The sequence below is a fragment of the Kitasatospora sp. GP30 genome, from assembly GCF_029892145.1.
GTDB classification, from domain to species: domain Bacteria; phylum Actinomycetota; class Actinomycetes; order Streptomycetales; family Streptomycetaceae; genus Kitasatospora; species Kitasatospora acidiphila.
Map to the genome: position 1 here is coordinate 186785 of NZ_JARZAH010000006.1, position 19597 is coordinate 206381.

A 19597-nucleotide genomic window follows, 5' to 3' on the forward strand; every position below is an offset into this window, starting at 1 on the left:
CCACTGCCTACGCTGGAAGGATGATCAACCGGGTGCACCTGGAGTCGCAGTGGCGCCGGGAGGCGCTGCGGACCAACCTGTGGCTGGTGCCGATCCTGGAGGTGCTGTTCGCCGCCGCGCTGTTCTTCGTCACCTGGTGGCTGGACCGCGCCGCCTACCGGGGTTCGCTGACGCTGCCGCCCTGGGTGATCAGCGGCACCGCCGACGCGGCCCGGCAGATCCTGGCGGCCATCGCCGCCGCGCTGATCACCGTAGTGGGCGTGGTCTTCTCGATCATGATCGTGACGCTCACCCTGGCGTCCACCCAGTTCGGGCCGCGGATGCTGCGCGTCTTCATCCGGGACCGCACCACCCAGCTGACCCTGGGCACCTTCGTGGGCACCTTCGTCTACGCGATGCTGGCGCTGATCTCGATCGGGCCGGCCTCGCACGGCGACTTCGTGCCGCACCTGTCGATCACGGTCTGCATGGTGCTGGTGCTGGCCGACCTGGCAGTGCTGATCTACTTCATCCATCACATCGCGGTCTCCATCCAGCTGCCCCAGGTGATCGCCGGCATCGCGGCTGAGCTCTCCCAGGCCATCGAGGCGGGCGCCGGGGAGCCGGAGTGGGCCGGCTCGGTGACCCGCGGGCCGTCGGCGGACGAGCTGAACGCGCGGCTGGACGCGGCCGGCGCCCCGGTCCCGGCCCCGGCCAGCGGCTATCTGCAGTTCGTCCGGCACCGCAGCCTGGTGCGGATCGCCCAGGAGCTGGACGCGGTGATCCGGCTGGACCACCGCCCCGGCCACTTCCTGGTGCAGGGGCACCAGCTGGCCACCGTCTGGCCCGCCGAGGCCGCCCCCGCCCTGGCCCGCAGCTTCGCCCGGGCGCACCTCACCGGCCCCTCGCGCACCCTGGCCCAGGACATGGCCTTCGCCGTCGACCAGTTGGTGGAGATCGCCATCCGCGCCCTCTCCACCGCCGTCAACGACACCTTCACCGCACTCACCTGCGTCGACTGGCTGGGTGAGGGGCTGTGCCGGATCGCCGTCCAGTGGCAGCCCAACCCGGTGCACCGGGACGACGACGGACGGATCCGGGTGATCGCCCAACCGGTGAGCTACGAACGGCTGGTGGAGCGCTCCTTCGAGAAGATCCGGCAGGCCGCGAGCGGGATGCCGGCCGTGCTGATCCGCCAACTGGACGCGCTGGCCGAGATCATGCACGCGACCGTGGCCGCCGAGCAGCGCCCGGTGCTGCTCGACCAGGCCGAGATGATCGACCGCCTGAACACTGACTCGGTCACCGAACCGGCCGACCGCGAGGCCGTGCACCGCCACTACCTGATGGTGCTGGCGGTGCACGACGAGCTCGGCTGACGGCCCGGCCGGCGTCTCAGCCGGCGACTCGGCCAGCAACTCGGCCGGCGGCTCAGCCGGCGGCTCAGCCGGCGGCTCAGTTCTCCGGCGGCAGCTCGTAGAACAGCGAGGAGGCCAGCGCCCCGCCGCTGACGTTGATGATGCCGATGCCCGAGGAGACCGGCACGGCCCGGGCCAGGCACCCGCCGAAGCCGTCCACCCCGTTGAACACCCCCCAGGAGACCAGCCACGGCGCCCACTCCCCCCGCGGGTCGAGGAAGTACTCGATGGCCGGGTCCACCCGGCGCTGCAGCAGGTACGGGCCGTCCAGCGCCGAACGGACCTCCTGCTCCCACTGTGCGGCGGTGACCTTCTGGTCCCAGCCCAGCACCACTCCGCGACCGCCGTACGACAGGGTCGGCTTGAGGGCCAGCGACTCGCGGTGGTCCAGGGCGTAGCCGAGCAGGTCAGTCCGGGAGCCGTCCTCCAGGGTCACCTTGTCGTCGCGGACCATCCGGGTCCACGGCAGCAGCCGGTCCAGGCTCTCCAACTCGGCGGCGGAGAACAGGTGCCGGTTGCGCTCGTCGGAGAGCATCGCCAGGGCGCCCTTGCTGGTGAAGGCCTCGGTCTCCATCGGGGTGAAGATCCGCACCCAGCCGGCCTCGGCGGCCTCCAGCACCGGGCCCATCAGGGCGGGCGCCTCGGGCGACTCCAGGATGTCCTCGATCATGAAGCAGCGCACGACCAGGTCGATCGGGCGGCCGTCCAGCCAGACCCGGCGGTCCCGGACCTCCAACTCGCCGATGTGGCAGGCGTAGGCCTCCAGCCCGTACCGGCCCCAGCGCTCGCAGAGCAGCCGGTTGTAGGACTCCAGGGTCTGGTAGCTGGTCGGCCAGTCGGCCAGCGCCACCACCGGCTTGTCGGTGCGGGCGTAGCCGGACTCCAGCAGGGTGTTGGCCACCTGCACCTCGGTGGTGTCCACGTAGCCGAGCCGGTGCTCGGCGGCGAACTCGGCGAGCAGCGGGTGCTCCAGCAGGGCGGCGGCCATGTCGCCGTTGTCCATGCCGCCCAGCGCGCTGCCCAGGTTGCACTCCAGCATCTTGAAGTCGCCGTCCTCGGTGCAGTAGAGGTCGGCCCGGGACTGCCGGGTCATCCGCTCACCGCGGCCCGTCAGCACCGCCGAGACCTGCACCTCGGTCATCCCGACCGCGCGGGCGAAGGCGGCCAGGTCGCCGTCGAAGAGGCGGTCCGGCAGGCTCTCGACCGCGTCGTGCCAGACCCGCATGTCGTTCTCCAGGCGGACCTTCTCCCGGTGGCCGAGGAAGAGCGGGCGGGAGAGGAAGTCATTGCCGTAGAAGGTGGTCAGCTGCTTGGACTCGGGCATCCGCCCGATCAGCTCACGGGCCGTGGCGCCGGAGGCCTTGACCCGCTTCAGGTAGTCCTCCGTGAGGCTCACACGGTCGGTCATCATCGGTTCCTATCTCAGGAGTTCTCAGAAGATCCCAGCGGCTCGGGAGTTCTCGGGTGCTCTCGGGAGTTCTCGGGAGTTCTCGGGTGCTCTCGGGAGCTCTCAGGAGTCGCGGTCGCGCAGTTCGAGGGTGCAGCACTTGACGCTGCCGCCGGCCAGCAGCAGTTCGGACAGGTCGACGCCGATCGGGTTGAAGCCGCGCGCCTTGAGCTGCTCGCTCAGGCCGGAAGCCGCCTGCGGGAGCAGCACGTTGTAGCCGTCGCTGAAGGCGTTGAGGCCGAAGACGGCGGCGTCGTCGGCGGTGGCCAGCACCGCGTTCGGGTAGAGCTCGCGCAGCACGGCCTGGCTGCCCGGGGTGAACGCCTCGGGCCAGTACATGATTTCGGTGTCGGAAAGCACCGAGAGGGCGGTGTCCAGGTGGTAGTGGCGGGGGTTGACCAGGGTCAGGCTGGTGACCGGCAGGCCGAAGAACTCCTGCGCCTCGTAGTGCGAGCGCTGGTCGGTGCGGAAACCGGTGCCGGCCAGGATCCGGCGCCCGACCGGCAGGTAGTCGCCCTCGCCCTCGTTGATGAACTCCGGCCACAGCACGTCCTGGTAGCCGTTGCGCTGGAACCAGGCCAGGTAGCCGGGGCCTTCGGCGGTGCGCTCCATGTGCCGGAACCGGGCGGCCAGCACCTTGCCGTCCACCACGGTGGCGCCGTTGGCGGCGAACACCATGTCGGGCAGGCCGGGCAGCGAGTCGATCACCTCGACGGTGTGACCCAGCGACATGTACAGCTCGCGCAGCCGCTCCCACTGCAGCACCGCCAGGCCGGTGTCGACCGGCTTCTCGGGGTGCATCCAGGGGTTGATCGAGTAGTACACGTCGTAGTGGTTCGGACGGCACATCAGCAGCCGGCGCGGCCGGGCGGTCCGGGGCGCTGCGGGCTGCGGTGCCGGCTGGGGGTTGATGACCTCGGTGACGGGCATGGCGGTGATCCTTACGGTCGGAGTGGAGGCGTGAGGGGTGGCGAACCGAGGGGTCGCGGGCTGAGGGTCAGAGCAGGTCGAACCAGCCGTGGCCGAGCAGCTCGTCGACCAGCCGGGCCGGGTCGCCGCCGCTGTCGACCACCGCCACCTCGGGCAACTCGGCTGCGACATGGCCGCGTTCGAAGTCCGACTCGGTCAGGAAGACCAGGGCATCGGCCCCCAGGCCCAGGGACTCCGCACTGCGACGCAGATTCCCGGCCTTGGGCGCCCAGTTGACGACCCGCCGGGAGAACGCGGCGGCGTTGATCAGGACTTCGGGGCGCTCGCTGAGCACCCGTTCCACCGGGTCGGGAGTGTGGTGGTCGGTGGGCACCAGGTGGATCCCCTGCTCGGCCAATCTCTTGACGCAGCGGCCGAGTTCCACCGGCCAGTGGGAGGCCTCCGGGCCGAGCGCGAGCAGTCGGCGGGAGAGGCCGAGCCGGGTCTGGGCGACCCGGCGGACCTCCTGGGCCAGCAGCAGCAGCGCCGCGTCGGTCCAGCCGGTGGCGCCGGAGCGGGCCGCGGTGGGAGCGGTGGCCAGCAGTCCGGCCAGGTCGATCACCTCGATCCGACCATCGGCCTCGGCCAGGTCGAGCAGTCCGGCGTTCAGCCGCTGCCAGTGGCGGGTGAGCCCGCCGCGGGCGCGCAGGCCGACCACGGTGTCCCGCAGCCGCCGGGGCAGCGGGACGGTGTGCAGCACCAGGGTGCCGGTGCCGCCGGCCAAGGCGGCCTCGGCGAGCCCGGCCAGCCGGTCCAGCCGGTCGGCCAGGTGCGGGCCGAGCGGGGCCGGATCGGTCAGGTCGAACCGGTCCGGCAGGAAGTAGCGCTCGTCGACCAGGCCCACCACCAACTCGGCGCCGGCCTCGGCGAGTCCGGCGTCGAACCCGGCGTCGAACCGGCCGGCGGGCGACTCGGCCGACTCGGCCCGTTCGGTCGGCTCGGCCGGCTCGGGCCGGGCGCCGGCGGCCACCAGCACGGCCCGCAGCAGGTCCGGGAACGGCCCCGCCGGGCAGTCGGCCAGCAGCAGCAACCGGACCGGGCGCAGCTCGCCGCCCGGGTCGCGCAGCCCGGCGAGGGCTCGCCCGGCGGCGGCGAGCAGGTCGGTGTCGGTGCTCTGGGCGAGCGCCAGCCGGACGTCGGCGGCCGGTGCCTCGCCGGCCGCCACCGCCTGCTGGACGGCCTCGATCAGCTCAGGCATCGGACGCTGGCGGGCCCGCGTCACCGGTCCGCTGCCGCGGGAAGGGCACTTCCTCCAGGTACGAGACGCCGCTGGCGGCGTGCGCCCCGTAGCGCTCCCACACCTCGTGCAGCCGGATCCGGCCGTCCGGGAGGGTGGTCGGCTCGGACTGGCAGCGGCCGATGACCACTTGACCGTCGGCTTTGACCATGGAGTACGCGAACTCCAGGATGCCGTCCGCCCGGCAGACGCCGTTGAGCACGCCCCGGCGGGTGTCGCCGCCGCTGAACTCGCCCCAGAGCAGATCGCCCTGCTGACGGTAGAGCGCCGACCGGCCGGCCTCCTCGGGGTCCTCGCTGACCGGCCGGAACCGCCGGCCGTCATAGTTGACGGCGAGCTCCCGGCCGCTCACCTCGACCTTGATGGCGAGCTCCTGGCCGGTCGCCTCGGCGTCGACGGCGGCCTCCTGGCCGCTCGGCTCGGCGTTGCCGGCAGGTTCCCGATCGCTCATTTCGGCTCCACCGTGGCCTTGATCCGGTCGGCGAAGTCGGTCATGGTGTCCATCGCCTCCTGGTACGACGTACCGGTGGTTCCGAGGAAACCGAGGATCGAATTGCCGTGTGGTGGGCGGAGGTTGACGTCACCCGGCCGGGCAGTCAGCTTCAGCAGGAAGACCTGGTCGGAGGAGCTGACCTCCTCGGGCACCCGGATCTCCCGAATGGTGCCGCTCTCCTCGCTGATCAGGCACATCGCGGTGATGTGGGTGCCGGTCGGCTGGTAGTGCCGCACCACGGGCTTGACGCCGCGCGCCACGTCGACGACGGCCATGATCGGGTCGTAGCCGGCGGTCAGCCGGGCGATCTCGTCCAGCCCGCCGCCGCCCACCCGGGCCGCGATCTCCAGCAGGTACGGCTTGCCCTGGTGGAACCGGACCTCGGCGTGCGCGACGCTGCGGCGCAGGCCCTGGGCATGCAGACCGGCCTTGACCACCTCGTGGACGGCCGCCAGGTCCTCGGCGCTCATCGAGGTCGGCGCGTGGTGCACGTCATCGTCGAAGGTCGCGCCCTCCAGGGTGATCCGGTCCACCACCGAGCCGAGGTAGACCTCGTCGTCCCAGGCCAGCGCCTCGATCAGGAACTCCCGGCCGTCCAGGAAGGATTCCACCAGCAGGCCGTCCGGGCCCAGGTCGAGCCCGGCCACCTCGGCGTGGGACCAGTACATGCCGCCCAGGCCCTCGCTGGCCTGCTGGTAGCGCTCGGCCAACTCCTCGGCACTGTCGGCCTTGAAGACGAAGTTGCTGGCCGCGCCCAGGGTCGGCTTGATGATCACCGGGTAGCCGAACTCGGCGGCCGCGGCCTGCGCCTCGTCGGCGGAGGTGACGTAGCGGAACCGCGGGTGAGCCGCCTGGCCACGCTCATGTGCCTGCCGCATCAGGTACTTGTTGCGGCTGGCCTTGGCCGTCTCCACTCCGATGCCGGGCAGGCCGAGCGCGTCGGCGACCACGGCGGCGGCGATCACGCCCGCCTCGTTGAAGGTGAGCACGCCGTCGAACCGCTCGCTGCCGTGCCAGTCCTCGGCGAGCTCGACCAGCTTGGCCGCCTCCCGGCTGCCCGCGATCCGGTAGCGGTCGGCCGGCCAGAACTCCGGATCGCCTTCGCCGTTGAGGACGTAGAGGTCCACGCCCAGGTCGACCACCTGCTGGTAGCGCGACTTGTAGTACTCCTTGTTCTGGGAGCTCTCGATGGCGAGCAGCTTCATGAGCGGTCGTCCTTCTCCTCAACTGGCGACTCTACTGACGCCTTAGCCTTAACTGACGCCTCGATTGGCGTGACAACAGCGCCGGTTGGACCGACCGGCAGCCGGGGCAACCGGAACGGTACGATCTTGTCGGAGACCGGGCCGGCGGTCAGGGCGAGGTCGATGCCGGCCGCCCGGGCCGTCTCGGCGGTGTCCACCAGGATCGGCGCGGACCAGGCGAGCAACGCCCGCAGCCCGGCCAGCAGGTCGCCGGGCTCGGTCCCCGCGGCGGCCTGCTCGCGCAGCTCGGCCAGGTGCTCGGCGAGCCGTGCGGCGGCCCGTGCCACGCTGAACGCGCCCGGCTCGAAGCTGCCTCGCAGATCGGCGGCGAGTGCCGCCACCCGGGCCTGGGCCGCCGCGGAGACCGGCAGCGGAGCGCCGTCGTGCCCGGCCAGCGCGGCATCCAGCGCATCGCCCAGCTCGCGCCATGGTGCGATGAGCCGACGGTCCGTCAGAAGTGCGAGCCCGGCCCGGGTGAAGTTGGTGCGGGCCCGCTCGGGCAGCGTGAGCGCCAGGTAGAAGCGCAGCACATCGCGCGGCACGCCCTCCTCGATCAGCTCGGTGCCGCGGATCAGGTGGTTGCGGCTGGTCGAGAACTTGGCGTGCTCCAGCTCGTAGAACTCGTTGACCACGTTGGCACTGGGCCGGATGTAGCGGTCGCCGTGCGCCAGCAGCAGCACCAGGTCGAGCAGGCCCCAGTGGTAGGTGTTGTCGAAGCCGTGCAGGAACACCAGCTCAGCGCCCTGCTCGGCCCGCCAGTGGTGGTCGTAGGGCAGCGCCGGGTCCTGCCCGTTGGCCCACCAGGTGGCATACATGGAGGCCGCCATCGCCTCCACCCACGGGTAGACGATCTGCCCCGCTGTCGGGGCGAACGGCGCCGGCACGCCCCAGCGGCCCGGCACGGTGACCGGGATGTCCGGCAGCGGCCGCGACAGCAGCTGCTCGATCAGCTGCTTGGGGTGCGGCCGCCAGCGCGGCGTGACCTCGGCGAAGTGCGCCTCCAGCTCGGCACGGTACTCCTCCATCGGCAGCACCAGGATCCGCTCCTCGCGGATGGACACCGGCTCCTGCGGGTCCAACGTGCTGCGCGGGTCCCGTAGTTCGTCGTAGTTGTTGGGCGTGCCGCAGTCCTCGCAGGCGCCGCCGTTGCTACCGGCGCCGCAGGCCGGGCAGCCGCCGGTGAGCAGGCCGTCGTAGAGGTGCTGCCCGGACCGCTCGGCGTACGGCAGCCGCACGGTGCGCTCCCGCAGCCGGCCGGCGGCGTGCAGCGCGGTGACGAACTCGGTCACCGCCTCGCGGTACCGGGCGTCCACCGGCGGCAGCAACTGCTCGGTGCCGCTGGTGAGTTCGATGGCCACCCCGCGCAGCGTGCGCTCGATGGCGGCGGTGGCGCCGGCCGCCAGTCGGGCCGGGCTGGTGCCCTTGCGGGCGGCGCTGGCCACCACGTAGGTCTGGCTGTCGTCGGTGATGGTGGTCCAGGTGACCGGGGTGCCGGCGGCCCGCAGGTAGCGGGCGTAGATGTCGCCGACCAGGTAGGGACCGGCCAGATGGCCCACGTGCAGGTCGCCGTTGGGCGTCGGGGTGGCCGCGATCAGGATCCTCGGACGGGTCACTGCATCGTCGCTCACTGCCCCCTCGGTACCTGCCTCGTCGCTCACTGCGCGGTCGGCCGGCGTGTGCTCGGTCATTCGGCGCTCGCCTGGTGCCGGTCCAGGAAGGCGACGGCCAACTCGGTGTCCCACCAGATCGAGTAGAACTCCAGGTTGCCGTCGGCGCCCTTGGGGTTGAGGGCGAAGTGCTCGGTGTGGGGCGTGAAGTGCACGACGTCGCCGGCCTTGAACGGACGGCGCACCCCGTCGGCCTCGATCTCGCCCTCGCCCTTGGCGGCGATCCAGATCTCGTACTCGTGGTGCTCGTGCGGGCGCGAGGAGGTGCCCGGTTCGACGATCGACCAGCAGCCCTCGAACGGCGCGTTCAGCAGCGGCCAGGGCACCAGGCGCTGGGTGTACAGGTCGTACTCGAAGGTCAGCCCGTCGCGGTTCAGCGGGCGGATTTCCATGGTCATGGCGGGTCTGCTTTCGGTTCGGGAGGTCTCAGGCGACGTCGGCGAGCAGGCCGGTGCCCATCCGGTGTTGGAGCAGGTCGCCGACGATCTCGCTGGAGCGCATCGCCAGCACGCTCAGCAGCGAGTCGGAGATGCCGTGGGTGGCCTCGTTGACGCCCTGCAGATAGACCGAGGGGCCGCCCTCGGCGCCTGGCACGCACAGCCGGTAGTTGCGGTCGACGGTAGTCTCGGCCAGGCCCAGCCGGTCGGCCAGGCCGCGCACCAGGGCCGGCATCCGACTGTCGAAGCCGGTGCCCAACAGCACGTAGTCGGCCGCCAGTTCGGTGCTGGTGCCGGTCAGCCGGTCGGTCAGGGTGAGCACCACCTCGTCGCCCTCGAAGCGGGTGGCGGTGATGTCGGTCATGGTGATCAGCTTCAGCCGCTCGTCACCGCTGAGCCGCTCCAGGTAGCGCTGCCGGTAGAGCGTGTCCAGCATCGCCGGGGCCAGGCCCGCGTAGTTGCTCAGGTGCATCTCGCGCAGCAGCTGGTCCCGGGCCGGGCCGGTGGCCTGGAAGAACTGGTCGATGAACGAGCTGTAGTAGATCTCGTTGGTGAACTTGCTGGATTCGTAGTTCTTCAGGCCGATGGAGCGCATCACCATGGTGGTCGCGGCGGCCGGGAAGCCCTGGTGGACGGCCCAGAGCAGTTCGGCCGCGCTCTGGGCGCCGCCGATCACCGCGAACCGGTGCTTGCCGGCCGGGTCCAGGGCGGCGATCCGGGCCGAGTAGTCGGCGCTGTGGATCAGCCGGTCGGCGGGCAGCGCCGCGAACTCGGCGGGGATCCGCGAGTCCCGTCCGGCGCCGATCACCAGGTCGCGGGAGTGGATCTCGCTGCCGTCGGCGAAGCTGGTCAGCCAGCCCTCCAGTCGGCCGCCGGCGCCGTGCCGGGGGGCGATCGCGACCGCCCGGCGGCCGTAGCCGATCCGCACCTTGGTGAGCGTGTCGGCAACCCACTGCAGATAGCCGGAGATCTCCTGCCGATAGGGCGTGAACGTGCCCAGGTTGATGAATTCGTCCAACCGCCCCACGTTGTGCAGGTAATTGACGAACGAGAAGCGGCTGGTCGGATTGCGCAGCGTCACCAAGTCCTTCAGGAAGGACACCTGGCTCTGCGTCCAGGGCAGCAGCATGCCGCGCTGCCACACCACCGAGTCGTACCGCTCGGCGATGACGGTGCTCTCGGCGAGGCCGGCCGGAGCCAGCTCCTCCAGCGCCACTGCCAGGGCGAGGTTTGCCGGCCCGGCGCCGATGGCGAGCAGTTCAACGTCCTGGCGTGCCAAAGCCATCCCCTTTTCTGAGAATGTGGGAACCACCCCGGGCGACACTGCCGCGGGCGGGTGGCGGGTGATTGCAGCTGAATGCTAGTCAGCTCGATTTTTCTCGGACAAGGCGTTCAACTGAACGAATTTCACAGCGAGTTGACGACCGTTTGACAATTTCAGGAGGCCGGGAAGGCCTCGACGAGCATGGTCGCGGCATCCCGGGAATTGGCGAGCACGGTCTTGGCCGCGCCGCCGGTGCCGCCGGTGAAGGTGAACAGCGGGCCGTGCGGCAGCAGTCGGCGCAGCAGCAGCCCGGCGAGGCCGCCGGGCGGGGCCCAGCAGTCGGCCGCGGTGGCCGTCCTGGCGTCCGGGCCGGGCCAGTCGGCCAGGCCCAGCCGCTCGGCCGCGCAGGCCGCCACCTGGGCGGCCAGCTCGGGCAGCGGGGTGAGGGCGCCCGGGTCCATGTCCCAGCGGTCGGTGGGCAGTCCGAGCAGCATCCGGTGCGGGCCGTCCGGGCGGCCGTAGAGGCCGCTGGTCTCGTCCACGAACGCGCCCATCCCGGGCGGGAGTTGGCTGGTGCCGCCGAGGGTGTACTGGATCTGCTTGGCGCGCAGGCCCTGATCGGGCAGCCCCCAACTCCGCAGCAGCCGCGGCGTCCACGGCCCGGCGGCGACCACCACCGCACGGAACCGCTCGCCGCCCCTCGCTGCGGTGCGCAGCTCGCCGTCGGGTGCGAGCGCCGTCACCGCCTCGGCGCGGACCGTGCCGCCCACCGCCTCGACCGCCGCCAGCAGTCCGGCGCGCAGCCGGGCCGGTGACAGGCAGCCCGCGGCCGGTTCGACCACCGCCAGGGTGCCGGGCGGTAGCCCGCGGAAGGCCTTCAGCTCGGCGGCGTCCATCAACTCGGCGGCGCCAGGCAGCAGTTCACCGACCAGGTCGAGCACGGGCCGGATCGCCGCCTCGGTACTGCCGGGCGGCAGCAGATAGCTGGAGCCGAACTCCCGGTAGCCGGCCAGCTCGCGCAGCCCGGCATCGGCACGCAGCTCGGCCAGGCTGAGCGCGGCCGCCGTGGCCGCCAGCGGATCGGTCTCGAAGGCTCGTACCAGGCCACCGGAGATCGCCGTGGCGTCCCGGGCGACGGTGGCACCGCCGGTCAGTACCGTGACCGGGTGTCCCATCCGGGTCAACCGCCAGGCGAGCACCGCACCGGCCAGGCCGCCACCGATCACCGCGATCCCGCGGTCGTCGCGCAGTTCCATCGGATCAGCCGATCTGCCGTGCGCGGTACTGGAGTTCGAGCGAGAGGTTGTGCCAGATGTCCGAGCACTCCTGGGCCAGCTCGGCGACCACCGGCAGCAGGTGCGGCGGGATGTTGTCCAGTTCGCTCTCCGCCTCGCCGACCACCACCAGCCGCCGGTGCAGCCAGACCAGCAGGGCCCGCCCGTGGTCGGTGAAGCGCAGCGAGGGGTCGCGCCGCAGGCTCTCCAGGCCGGCGAACGGCTCGGGCCTGGCTTGCCGGGGCGTGGCCGGCTCGGTGGCGATCCGGCGCATCGCGGCCAGCTCGGCGGTCGGCTCGGCCGTCGCCGCTTCGGGCCGGCCCAGCGGGTCCTCCCCGCGGTCGAGCCGGGCCCGGATGTCGTGTGCGGTGCCGAGCGACACCCCGGCGGCCTGGGCGATCTCACGCAGCGAGGCGTCCGGGCTGTCCCGGATCACCGCGACGGCCCGCCGCCGGCCCTCGCCGCCGTCCACCGGCCGTAACCGCCCGTCGCGGCCCAGCCGACTGCCGCTGCGCGCCCCTTCGCCGATGGCCTGACGGCGGATCACCCCGACCGTGCTGGCCGCCAGCCCGGTGGCCCGGGCCACCGCCCGGTCGGCCAACTCGGGCTGGAGTTCGACGATGCGGCGGGCGGCCGCCTTGCGCTCGGCCAGCGACAGCGGCAGGCCGTGGGCCACATTGGCCTGCACGCCGAGGATGAAGGCCTCGGCCTCGGTGCCGTCGAAGAACTCGACGGTGATGGCGTCCGCGCCCCTGCTGTGGGCGGCGCGCAGCCGGTGCGCGCCGTCGATCACCCGCATGGTGGCGCGGTGCACCAGGATCGGCGGCAGTTCGGCGTCGGTCTCGGCGAGCCGCCGCACGTGCTCCTCGTCCACCCCCTGGAAGCGGGGCGAGTCGCCCGACTGCACTGCGTCGATCGGTATCTGCTCCACAGTTCTCATCCGTGCCCCCCGGGCAGCTGTTGTCCCAGAACCGTCACCGGGCGCCATGTCGCGGAGCCCGGAGTTGTACGCATCGGCGCCGGCTGGTCGGCGCCGCGCCGGGCGGGGTGGCCGCACGGCGCGCCGCCGGAGCCGCGTTGGATAGGAAGGACCCGCCGCAGCGCGGGTCGTCAGACGCCCTCGGCGACCGGCTCGGCCTCGGCCGCCGGCTGCCGGACGTCGACCACGGGCCGGACCGGCTTCATGCCGAGCGCCCCGAAGACGGCCGAGAAGACCGCGAACACCGCCACCACCGGCCAGACGCCGTGGTGGAGTTGCTGGAAGAGCACACCGCCGATCACCGGCCCGATCGCGGTGCCGGCGTTGAACATCACCTGGAAGCTGCTGATGTAGCGGGCCTTCAGCCGCTCGGGGGCGACGATGGCCGGGTAGGCGAAGATGGTGGGGCCGCCCAGGATCTCGCCCAATGTCCAGATCAGGGTGCCGATCAGGATCACTGCCGCGCCCAACGGCAGCCCGTAGCACGCCTCGCCGAGGCCGACCAGCGCGAAGGCGCAGCCCGCGCTGATCTTGATCGGCCAGTTCTGGGTGAACTTGGTCAGCGGCAGCTCGAAGAGGATCACGATGACGCTGTTGGCCGAGACCGCGAGGCTGTACCAGAAGACGTCCACATGCGCGCGGGTGACGTCCAGCGGCAGGGTCGACAGGTACTGGGTGTAGATGATCGCGTTGGCGAGCGTGGCCAGCAGGAAGAACACGTAGCGGGTGTCCCTGAACACCTGCAGATAGCTCTCCTTGGGCGCCTTGGCCGCGGCCGCCACCGGCTCGGCGGGCCGCTGCCCCAGCTTGCGCGGCAGGGTGGCGAAGGCCATCACGCCGTACGCCAGCGCCACCACCGCCTCGCCCCAGAACAGGATCGCGTAGCCGTGCCCGCCGAGGCGGAACAGCAGGAAGCCGAGCTGCGGGCAGAGCGTGGTACCCAGGTTGAGGCCGAGCCGCCAGATCCCGAAGATCATCACCTGCCGGTCGGGCGGGGTGAGTTCGGACAGCAGCGCTGAGGACGCGGGCCGGTAGATGGCCTGGAAGAGGCCGACCAGCACCACCGAGGCGACGATCAGCGGGAAGCTGTTGACGTAGTAGACCAGCACCAGCAGCAGCGCCGAGCCGGTCATGCTCAGCACGGTGGCATTGCGCGCGCCCAGCGCGTTGGCCAGCGCGCCGCCGACCAGGATCCCGAGCACCTGGCCGGCGCCGTAGCCGCCGAGCGCCAGGGTGGCCTGGTCGGCCGAGTAGCCGCGGGAGGTCAGGTAGAGCACCAGGAAGATGCTGAGGAACGCACCCAGCCGGCTGATCACCACGCCGGCCAGGATCGCCTTCACCGCGATCGGTGACTGCACGAAGGTGCTCCACGGCCCGGGGCCGGCGGTCTTCGCCTTCTTGCTCATCGGGCAGGTCTCTCCATCGGTGGGCCCCGCTCAGGCCGGGGTGACGACGAGTGCGGCGCCGGCTGCGTCCAGCGCCCGGTCGCAGGCCTGCCGGGAGGCGGCGGCGACCGTGGCGTAGGCGATCCGGCCCACCAGGGTGCCCTTCGGCGGCGGTGAGAACACCGCGCCGGGAGCGGCGATGGCCACCGCCCGGTCGACCTCGGCGGGCAGCCGCTCCTCGTCGAACCCGATGGCGCCGATGGCGGTGTCGTCCTCGGCGACGTAGAAGAACCGGATCGCCGTTGCCTGCGAGCGGGTCGCCGTGACCTCCGGTGCCAGGCCGCAGGCCACCCGGGCGGCCGCCAGGCCGGGGTCGATCCCGGTGGCCAGCCGGCCGAGGTAGGGGATCAGGTCGCCGCCGAGCCGGCCGTTGGCCTCGATCAGCTTGGGGCCGTCGGCGGTGAGCATGAACTCGCAGTGCGTCCAGCCGTCGGTGAAGCCGAGCGCGGCGTGGATGTCGGTGAGCAGGTCGGCGAAGCCGGAGTCGGCGAGCAGTGGGTCGGCGGCCTCGACCCGGTGGCCGATCTCCTCCGCGTAGGGCGGGTAGCCGACCACCTTGCGGCCGATGAACAGCGGGGTGGCCTTGCCGCCCTGCACCACCGAGTCGACGCTGATCTCCTCACCGACCACGCACTCCTCGACCAGGTAGGGCTCCGCGGAGTCGAAGACGATCGGGTCGGGCAGGGTGGCCGCGCTGGTGAAGGCGAAGCCCGCGCTGAGCTGCTCCGGGCCGTCGACCCGGATCACGCCGATGCTGGCGCCGTAGCCGCGCGGCTTGAGGATCACCGGGTAGCCGATCCGGGCGGCGGCGTCCAGCGCCTGCTGCTCGGTGGTCACCGGGATCGAGGCGGGCTGGGGCAGGCCGGCGGCGTCCAGCGCCCGGCGGGTCTGCCCCTTGTCGCGCATCCGCCAGATCGCGCCCGGGTCGCCGTTCGGCAGCTCGAGCGCCTCGGCGATGTGGGAGGCCGCGTGGATCCGGCCCTCGTCCCAGCAGAGGACTCCGTCGAACGGCTGCTCCCGGTGCAGTTCAGCGGCGGTGGCGGCCATCCCGGGGCCGTCATAGGTGTCGGGGACCACCGTCCAACCGCTCAAATACTCCTGCTCCCAGGTGGGCTCCACGGTGTGGAACAGGTGTATCCGGAACTCCGTGCCGATCGATCGGAGCAGGTACTCGCGGTACGACCGCAGGCCCGTCGCGACCAGGAGAAGAAGTGGCCGCGCTGCCACTTCGGTACCGGTGATCATTTCATCCCTTCCTGGGCTCCCTCATACCCGCGATCCAGAGAGCGGATCGGGCCGCCGTGAGCGAGTCCCCGCGAATTCGACCCACAAACTACAAGCGACCTGACACAGTGTCGACCACCTTGCCGACACTCATCGGATGCTGAACTCCATTGTGACGAAGCCGCGTAGCGCTCGCCGGGCCGCTTGTTGACGTACCGTCACCTCTGGTCACCAAGTTGAAACATCACCTTAAGGCCGGAGGTGACGTTCAACCGTCAAGACTGGATAGTCGAACGCCGAGTGACGGCTCGACAGGCTAGACTGGACGCGGGCCAGTCTGTGGAATTGTCCATTTCTCCGCATTGCCCGCCGCCGACATCGCAGGTCACGGGGCGAATTCCGGATCCGCCGGCCATTCACGGAATACCGCGGTTGTCACCCGGAATTCCTGTACCGCAGTGCAGTAGGGTTTCGGTGCGCAGGGCTTTGACGGGGCCATGTCGAATTTGGCCGGCACGATACGTGCGGCCGCCCGAGGGAACCCGGTCGCCGCCGTCGGCCCCGAAAAATTTTCTCCCGACCTCGCCCCGCCCGACTGGGATTCGTCCGCACCGCACCACCCCGCGCACGGACATGTTCCGCCGGTCCGCCGCCTGGGCCGAAACACCGTGGCCGGGGCCCCGGAGAGCGATTTCACCACCGCCGCGAGCCCCGAGTACGGTCCAGGAAGTGGACAGCCGAGCGCACCCGCCACTCGATCGCGCAGGATCGGCGCCGGCCACCCCGCCGCCCCCGACCCTGCCCTAAGGACCCACCAGTGACCACCGCGCCGTACGCCGCGACCGCCGAGCCCACCGACCCGCTGAGCGGACCGCGGCTCGCCCGCGTCGCCCAGCAGTACGGCACCCCGGCCTGGGTCTACGACGCCGACCGGATCCGCGCCCAGATCGCCCGGCTGCGCAGCTTCGACGTCATCCGGTTCGCCCAGAAGGCCTGCTCCAACACCCACATCCTGCGCCTGATGCGGGCCGAGGGGGTGCTGGTCGACGCCGTCTCGCTGGGCGAGATCGAGCGTGCCCTCACCGCCGGCTACCAGGTGCACGGGCCCGACGAGCCGGTGGTCTTCACCGCCGACCTGCTGGACCGGGCCACCCTGCGCCGGGTGGTGGAGCTGCGCCTGCCGGTCAACGCCGGCTCCCCGCAGATGCTGGAGCAGCTCGGCGCGGCCTCCCCCGGGCACCCGGTCTGGCTGCGGATCAACCCCGGCTTCGGGCACGGGCACAGCCGCAAGACCAACACCGGCGGCGAGCAGAGCAAGCACGGCATCTGGCACGAACACCTGGGTCAGAGCCTGGAGTTGGTCGACCGCTACGGCCTGGAGCTGATCGGCCTGCACATGCACATCGGCTCCGGAGTGGACTACGGCCACCTGGAGGCGGTCTGCGAGACCATGGTCAAGCAGGTGCGGCTCAGTGACCGGGACGTGCGGGCGATCTCGGCCGGCGGCGGTCTGACGGTGCCGTACCACCCCGGCCGGCCCGAGGTGGACACCGAGCGGTACTTCCGGCTGTGGGACGCGGCCCGCCAGGAGCTGGTGCGCGAACTCGGCCATCCGGTACGGCTGGAGATCGAGCCGGGCCGGTTCCTGGTGGCCGGCTCCGGGGCGCTGGTCAGCGAGGTGCGAGCGCAGAAGCCGGTCGGCAGCAACCACTTCGTGCTGGTCGACGCCGGCTTCAACGACCTGATGCGGCCCGCCATGTACGGCAGCAGCCACCGGGTCTCGGTGCTCACGCCGGGCGGCGAGACCCGCACCGAGGCGGTCCGGGACACCGTGCTCGCCGGGCCGCTGTGCGAGTCGGGCGACGTCTTCACCCAGGCCGAGGGCGGCGATGTGGAGCCGATCCCGCTGCCCCGGGCCGAGATCGGCGACCTGGTGGTCTTCCATGACACCGGGGCCTACGGGGCGAGCATGTCCTCCAACTACAACTCCCGCCCGCTGCTGCCCGAGGTCCTGGTCGACGGCGGGCAGAGCAAGCTGATCCGGCGCCGGCAGACCGTCGCGGAACTGCTGGCCCTGGAGACCGAGGTGGCCTGACCCCCGCCCCCCGCCGGCGCCGGCCCGGGCGGGCTAACCGTCCTGGCGCCGCTGCGCCACCAACTCCGCCACCCCACCCAGGAACCGCTGCACCACGGCGACCTCGTCCGGCGTGAAGTCCCGCAGCATGCCCACCAGCGCGCCGATCAGCGGGCCGAAGAACGTCTCGCCGAGCACCACCGCCTGCTCCTCCACCACCAGCAGGACCCGCCGCCTGTCCCTGTCGTCCCGGGTGCGGCGGACCAGGCCGAGCCGCTCCAGCCGGTCCAACAGGGCGGTGGTGCCGGCCGAGTTCAGCTTCAGCTGACCGCCCAGCCAGCCGGGGGTGGCCGGGGTGTCGGAGCGGGCCGCGTCCAGAAGGCAGATCAGGGCCCGCAGATCGGTCGGGTGCAGCCCGTTGCGCTGGGCGAACTCCCCACCCAGCAAGTCGAGTTCCACCGTGACCGCGCGCAGCTGGTGCACCACTGCGAACTCCGGCCCGGCGTTCGGTATCCGACGCATCTGCTGACCCATCTCCTGCTCCGGCGACCCAGGGGCTATTCTCTCGCTCAGCGAGATACTTGCCCAGCAACATATCTCCCTCAAGGGGGCTACACCATGACCGATCAGCAGCGCCGATGCCAGTCAGCCCAGGAAGCCGTCCTGGAGCGCTGGCGGGTGCCGGTCGAACGGATCGAGCTGGCTTCGGAGTTCGGCACCACCGTGGTCACCGCCTGCGGGCCGCGCGACGGCGAGCCGCTGGTCCTCCAGCACAGCGGCAGCACCACATCGGCCGTCTGGTTCGCCAACGCGGCCGAACTCGCCCGCACCCGGCGGCTCTACGCGGTGGACCGGATCGGCGAGGCCGGGTTCAGCCGCCCCGGACGGCGACCGCTGCGCACGGTGGACGACCTGCACACCTGGCTGGACGGCGTGCTCGACGGCCTGTCGCTGGCCGCCCCCGACCTGCTCGCGCACTCCTACGGCGCCGGGATCGCGATGAGTTACGCGCTGAGCCGTCCGCAGCGGGTGCGCCGGATGGTGCTGCTCGACCCCACCCAGGTCTTCGCCGGCTTCCGCATCGGCTATCTGCTGCACGCCCTGCCGATGCTGGCCCGGCCCAGCGCCGCACGGGCGCGGCGCTTTCTCGACTGGGAGACCGGCGGCCAGGAGCTTGACCCGGCCTGGCTCGAACTCTACGGCCGGGCCGCCGAGTTCCCGCGCGCCAAGTTCGTCATCCCGCCCCGCCCCAAGGCGGCGCGGCTGGCGGGCTGCCAGGCGCCCACCCTGGTCCTGCTGGCCGCCGAGAGCCGCTGCCACGACGCCCGCGCCGTTCAGGCCGCGGCCGCCCGGCTGCTGCCCGGCGCGCAGATCGGCCTGCTCCCCGGGGTCACCCACCACGGCATGCCCTACCAGCAGGCAGCTGAACTCAACCGACTGGTCGAGGAGTTCCTGGCCAAGCCGTGACTTGACGTGGTATGCCCGGGGCGGGCGCGCCGGCTGCCCGTACGGCCGTGGTCTTGAACTCCTCGCTCTTGGCCGGCCGTTTTGAAGAAGTACAGCCGCCCGCCTGCTGTCGGCCACCGCCGGGGCGACGGCTGACCATTGACACCGCTACCCTGGGTTGCCATGTACATGGAAAACGTGACCGAGATCCTGCACGAAGCCGCCGCCACCGCGATCCTGCCGCGCTATCAAGCGCTGGCCGCCGGTGAGATCACCGAGAAGTCCCCCGGCGAACTGGTCACCGTGGCCGACCGGGAGGCGGAGCAGCTGATCACCCGGCGGCTGCGCGAACTGCTGGACGCGCCCGTGGTGGGCGAGGAGGCAACGGCCGCCGACCCCGGGCTGCTGCGGGCGCTGCGCGAGGCCCCGGCCGCCTGGGTGGTCGACCCGCTGGACGGCACCGCGAACTTCGTGGCCGGCCGCCCCGAGTACGCGGTACAGGCGGCACTGGTCCGGGACGGGCGCACGGTGGCCTGCTGGATCGTCCAGCCCGCGCTCGGCCAGGAGTTCACCGCCGAGCTCGGCGGCGGCGCCTGGAGCTCGGGCGTGCGGCTGCACCGCGAGCCGGCGCCCGCCGAACCCGAGCAGATCCGCGGCGCCGCGCTGACCAAGTACCTGGATCCGGCGATCCGGGAGCACGTCGAGACCGTCCGGTCCCACTTCGCCCTGGTGGAGAGCGGCGCCAAGGCGGCCGGCGTCGACTACCCCCGCCTGCTCACCGGCGCCGTGGACTTCCTGCGCTACCAGCGCACCCTCCCCTGGGACCACGCCCCCGGCGCCCTGCTCGCCACCGAGGCCGGCGCCGTGGCTCAGCGCCTCGACGGCTCCCCCTACCGCCCCGACGACGACCGCACCGGCCTGCTGGTCGCCGCCGACCCGGCCTGCTGGACCCGGGTCCTGGAGCTGATCACGCCGCCGGCAGCCGGCGCCTGACCCGGTC

At 71.9% G+C, this 19597-nt stretch carries 17 protein-coding genes; 4 read left to right on the forward strand and 13 right to left on the reverse strand.

Annotated elements, in window-relative coordinates:
• Window positions 1–20: 20 nt before the first annotated feature.
• Window positions 21–1358 carry a DUF2254 domain-containing protein gene (locus tag P3T35_RS12465; RefSeq protein ID WP_101379347.1) on the forward strand — a complete coding sequence of 446 codons (1338 nt, stop codon included), beginning with the start codon at window positions 21–23 and terminating at the stop codon, window positions 1356–1358.
• Between the two features lie 76 nt (window positions 1359–1434).
• Here P3T35_RS12465 and P3T35_RS12470 read toward each other — a convergent pair whose 3' ends face one another.
• From P3T35_RS12470 to P3T35_RS12525, 12 genes are all read right to left on the reverse strand, one after another.
• Complete coding sequence (locus P3T35_RS12470) at window positions 1435–2805, reverse strand: hypothetical protein (RefSeq protein ID WP_101379348.1); 1371 nt, start codon at window positions 2803–2805, stop codon at window positions 1435–1437.
• 102 nt (window positions 2806–2907) lie between these two features.
• Window positions 2908–3774: a dimethylargininase gene (gene ddaH / locus P3T35_RS12475; RefSeq protein ID WP_101379349.1), complete on the reverse strand. Its 867-nt coding sequence runs from the start codon at window positions 3772–3774 to the stop codon at window positions 2908–2910.
• Between the two features lie 67 nt (window positions 3775–3841).
• Complete coding sequence (locus P3T35_RS12480) at window positions 3842–5011, reverse strand: hypothetical protein (protein ID WP_143676752.1); 1170 nt, start codon at window positions 5009–5011, stop codon at window positions 3842–3844.
• Entirely contained in the window at window positions 5004–5501 is a 498-nt protein-coding gene (locus P3T35_RS12485) for a hypothetical protein (RefSeq protein ID WP_280705888.1), read from the reverse strand. Before P3T35_RS12485 ends, P3T35_RS12480 begins: the two co-directional genes overlap by 8 nt.
• Window positions 5498–6748, reverse strand: coding sequence for an ATP-grasp domain-containing protein (locus tag P3T35_RS12490; RefSeq protein WP_101379351.1), 1251 nt, complete (start codon window positions 6746–6748; stop codon window positions 5498–5500). The genes P3T35_RS12485 and P3T35_RS12490 overlap by 4 nt, the downstream gene beginning before the upstream one ends.
• The gene (locus tag P3T35_RS12495) at window positions 6745–8415 is read right to left on the reverse strand and encodes a class I tRNA ligase family protein (protein ID WP_280705891.1); all 1671 of its coding nucleotides are present in this window, start codon (window positions 8413–8415) and stop codon (window positions 6745–6747) included. The genes P3T35_RS12490 and P3T35_RS12495 overlap by 4 nt, the downstream gene beginning before the upstream one ends.
• 56 nt (window positions 8416–8471) lie before the next feature.
• Window positions 8472–8852 (reverse strand): cupin domain-containing protein, encoded by a 381-nt coding sequence (locus tag P3T35_RS12500; RefSeq protein ID WP_348533408.1) that lies wholly within the window; start codon window positions 8850–8852, stop codon window positions 8472–8474.
• 28 nt (window positions 8853–8880) lie between these two features.
• A complete protein-coding gene (locus P3T35_RS12505; protein ID WP_348533409.1) occupies window positions 8881–10176 on the reverse strand; it encodes a SidA/IucD/PvdA family monooxygenase in 1296 nt (431 codons plus the stop codon).
• Window positions 10177–10328: 152 nt separating this feature from the next.
• The gene (locus P3T35_RS12510) at window positions 10329–11411 is read right to left on the reverse strand and encodes an FAD-dependent oxidoreductase (protein ID WP_101379354.1); all 1083 of its coding nucleotides are present in this window, start codon (window positions 11409–11411) and stop codon (window positions 10329–10331) included.
• Window positions 11412–11415: 4 nt separating this feature from the next.
• On the reverse strand, window positions 11416–12369 hold the full coding sequence (locus P3T35_RS12515; protein ID WP_218976646.1) for a ParB N-terminal domain-containing protein: 954 nt from the start codon (window positions 12367–12369) through the stop codon (window positions 11416–11418).
• A gap of 170 nt (window positions 12370–12539) precedes the next feature.
• Window positions 12540–13814, reverse strand: coding sequence for an MFS transporter (locus P3T35_RS12520; protein WP_101379356.1), 1275 nt, complete (start codon window positions 13812–13814; stop codon window positions 12540–12542).
• Between the two features lie 30 nt (window positions 13815–13844).
• Window positions 13845–15098, reverse strand: coding sequence for an ATP-grasp domain-containing protein (locus P3T35_RS12525; RefSeq protein ID WP_101379357.1), 1254 nt, complete (start codon window positions 15096–15098; stop codon window positions 13845–13847).
• Window positions 15099–15894: 796 nt separating this feature from the next.
• Between P3T35_RS12525 and lysA the strand changes: the two genes are divergently transcribed.
• The gene (lysA, locus tag P3T35_RS12530; RefSeq protein WP_101379358.1) at window positions 15895–17172 is read left to right on the forward strand and encodes a diaminopimelate decarboxylase; all 1278 of its coding nucleotides are present in this window, start codon (window positions 15895–15897) and stop codon (window positions 17170–17172) included.
• A 33-nt stretch (window positions 17173–17205) separates the two neighbouring features.
• Here the strand turns inward: lysA and P3T35_RS12535 are convergent, their stop codons facing one another.
• Window positions 17206–17673, reverse strand: coding sequence for a MarR family transcriptional regulator (locus P3T35_RS12535; RefSeq protein WP_101384884.1), 468 nt, complete (start codon window positions 17671–17673; stop codon window positions 17206–17208).
• 96 nt (window positions 17674–17769) lie between these two features.
• Here P3T35_RS12535 and P3T35_RS12540 point away from each other — a divergent pair, with 96 nt between their 5' ends.
• Both P3T35_RS12540 and P3T35_RS12545 read left to right on the forward strand, forming a co-directional pair.
• Window positions 17770–18618: an alpha/beta hydrolase gene (locus P3T35_RS12540; protein WP_101379359.1), complete on the forward strand. Its 849-nt coding sequence runs from the start codon at window positions 17770–17772 to the stop codon at window positions 18616–18618.
• Between the two features lie 162 nt (window positions 18619–18780).
• On the forward strand, window positions 18781–19590 hold the full coding sequence (locus P3T35_RS12545) for an inositol monophosphatase (protein WP_101379360.1): 810 nt from the start codon (window positions 18781–18783) through the stop codon (window positions 19588–19590).
• Window positions 19591–19597 lie beyond the last annotated feature (7 nt).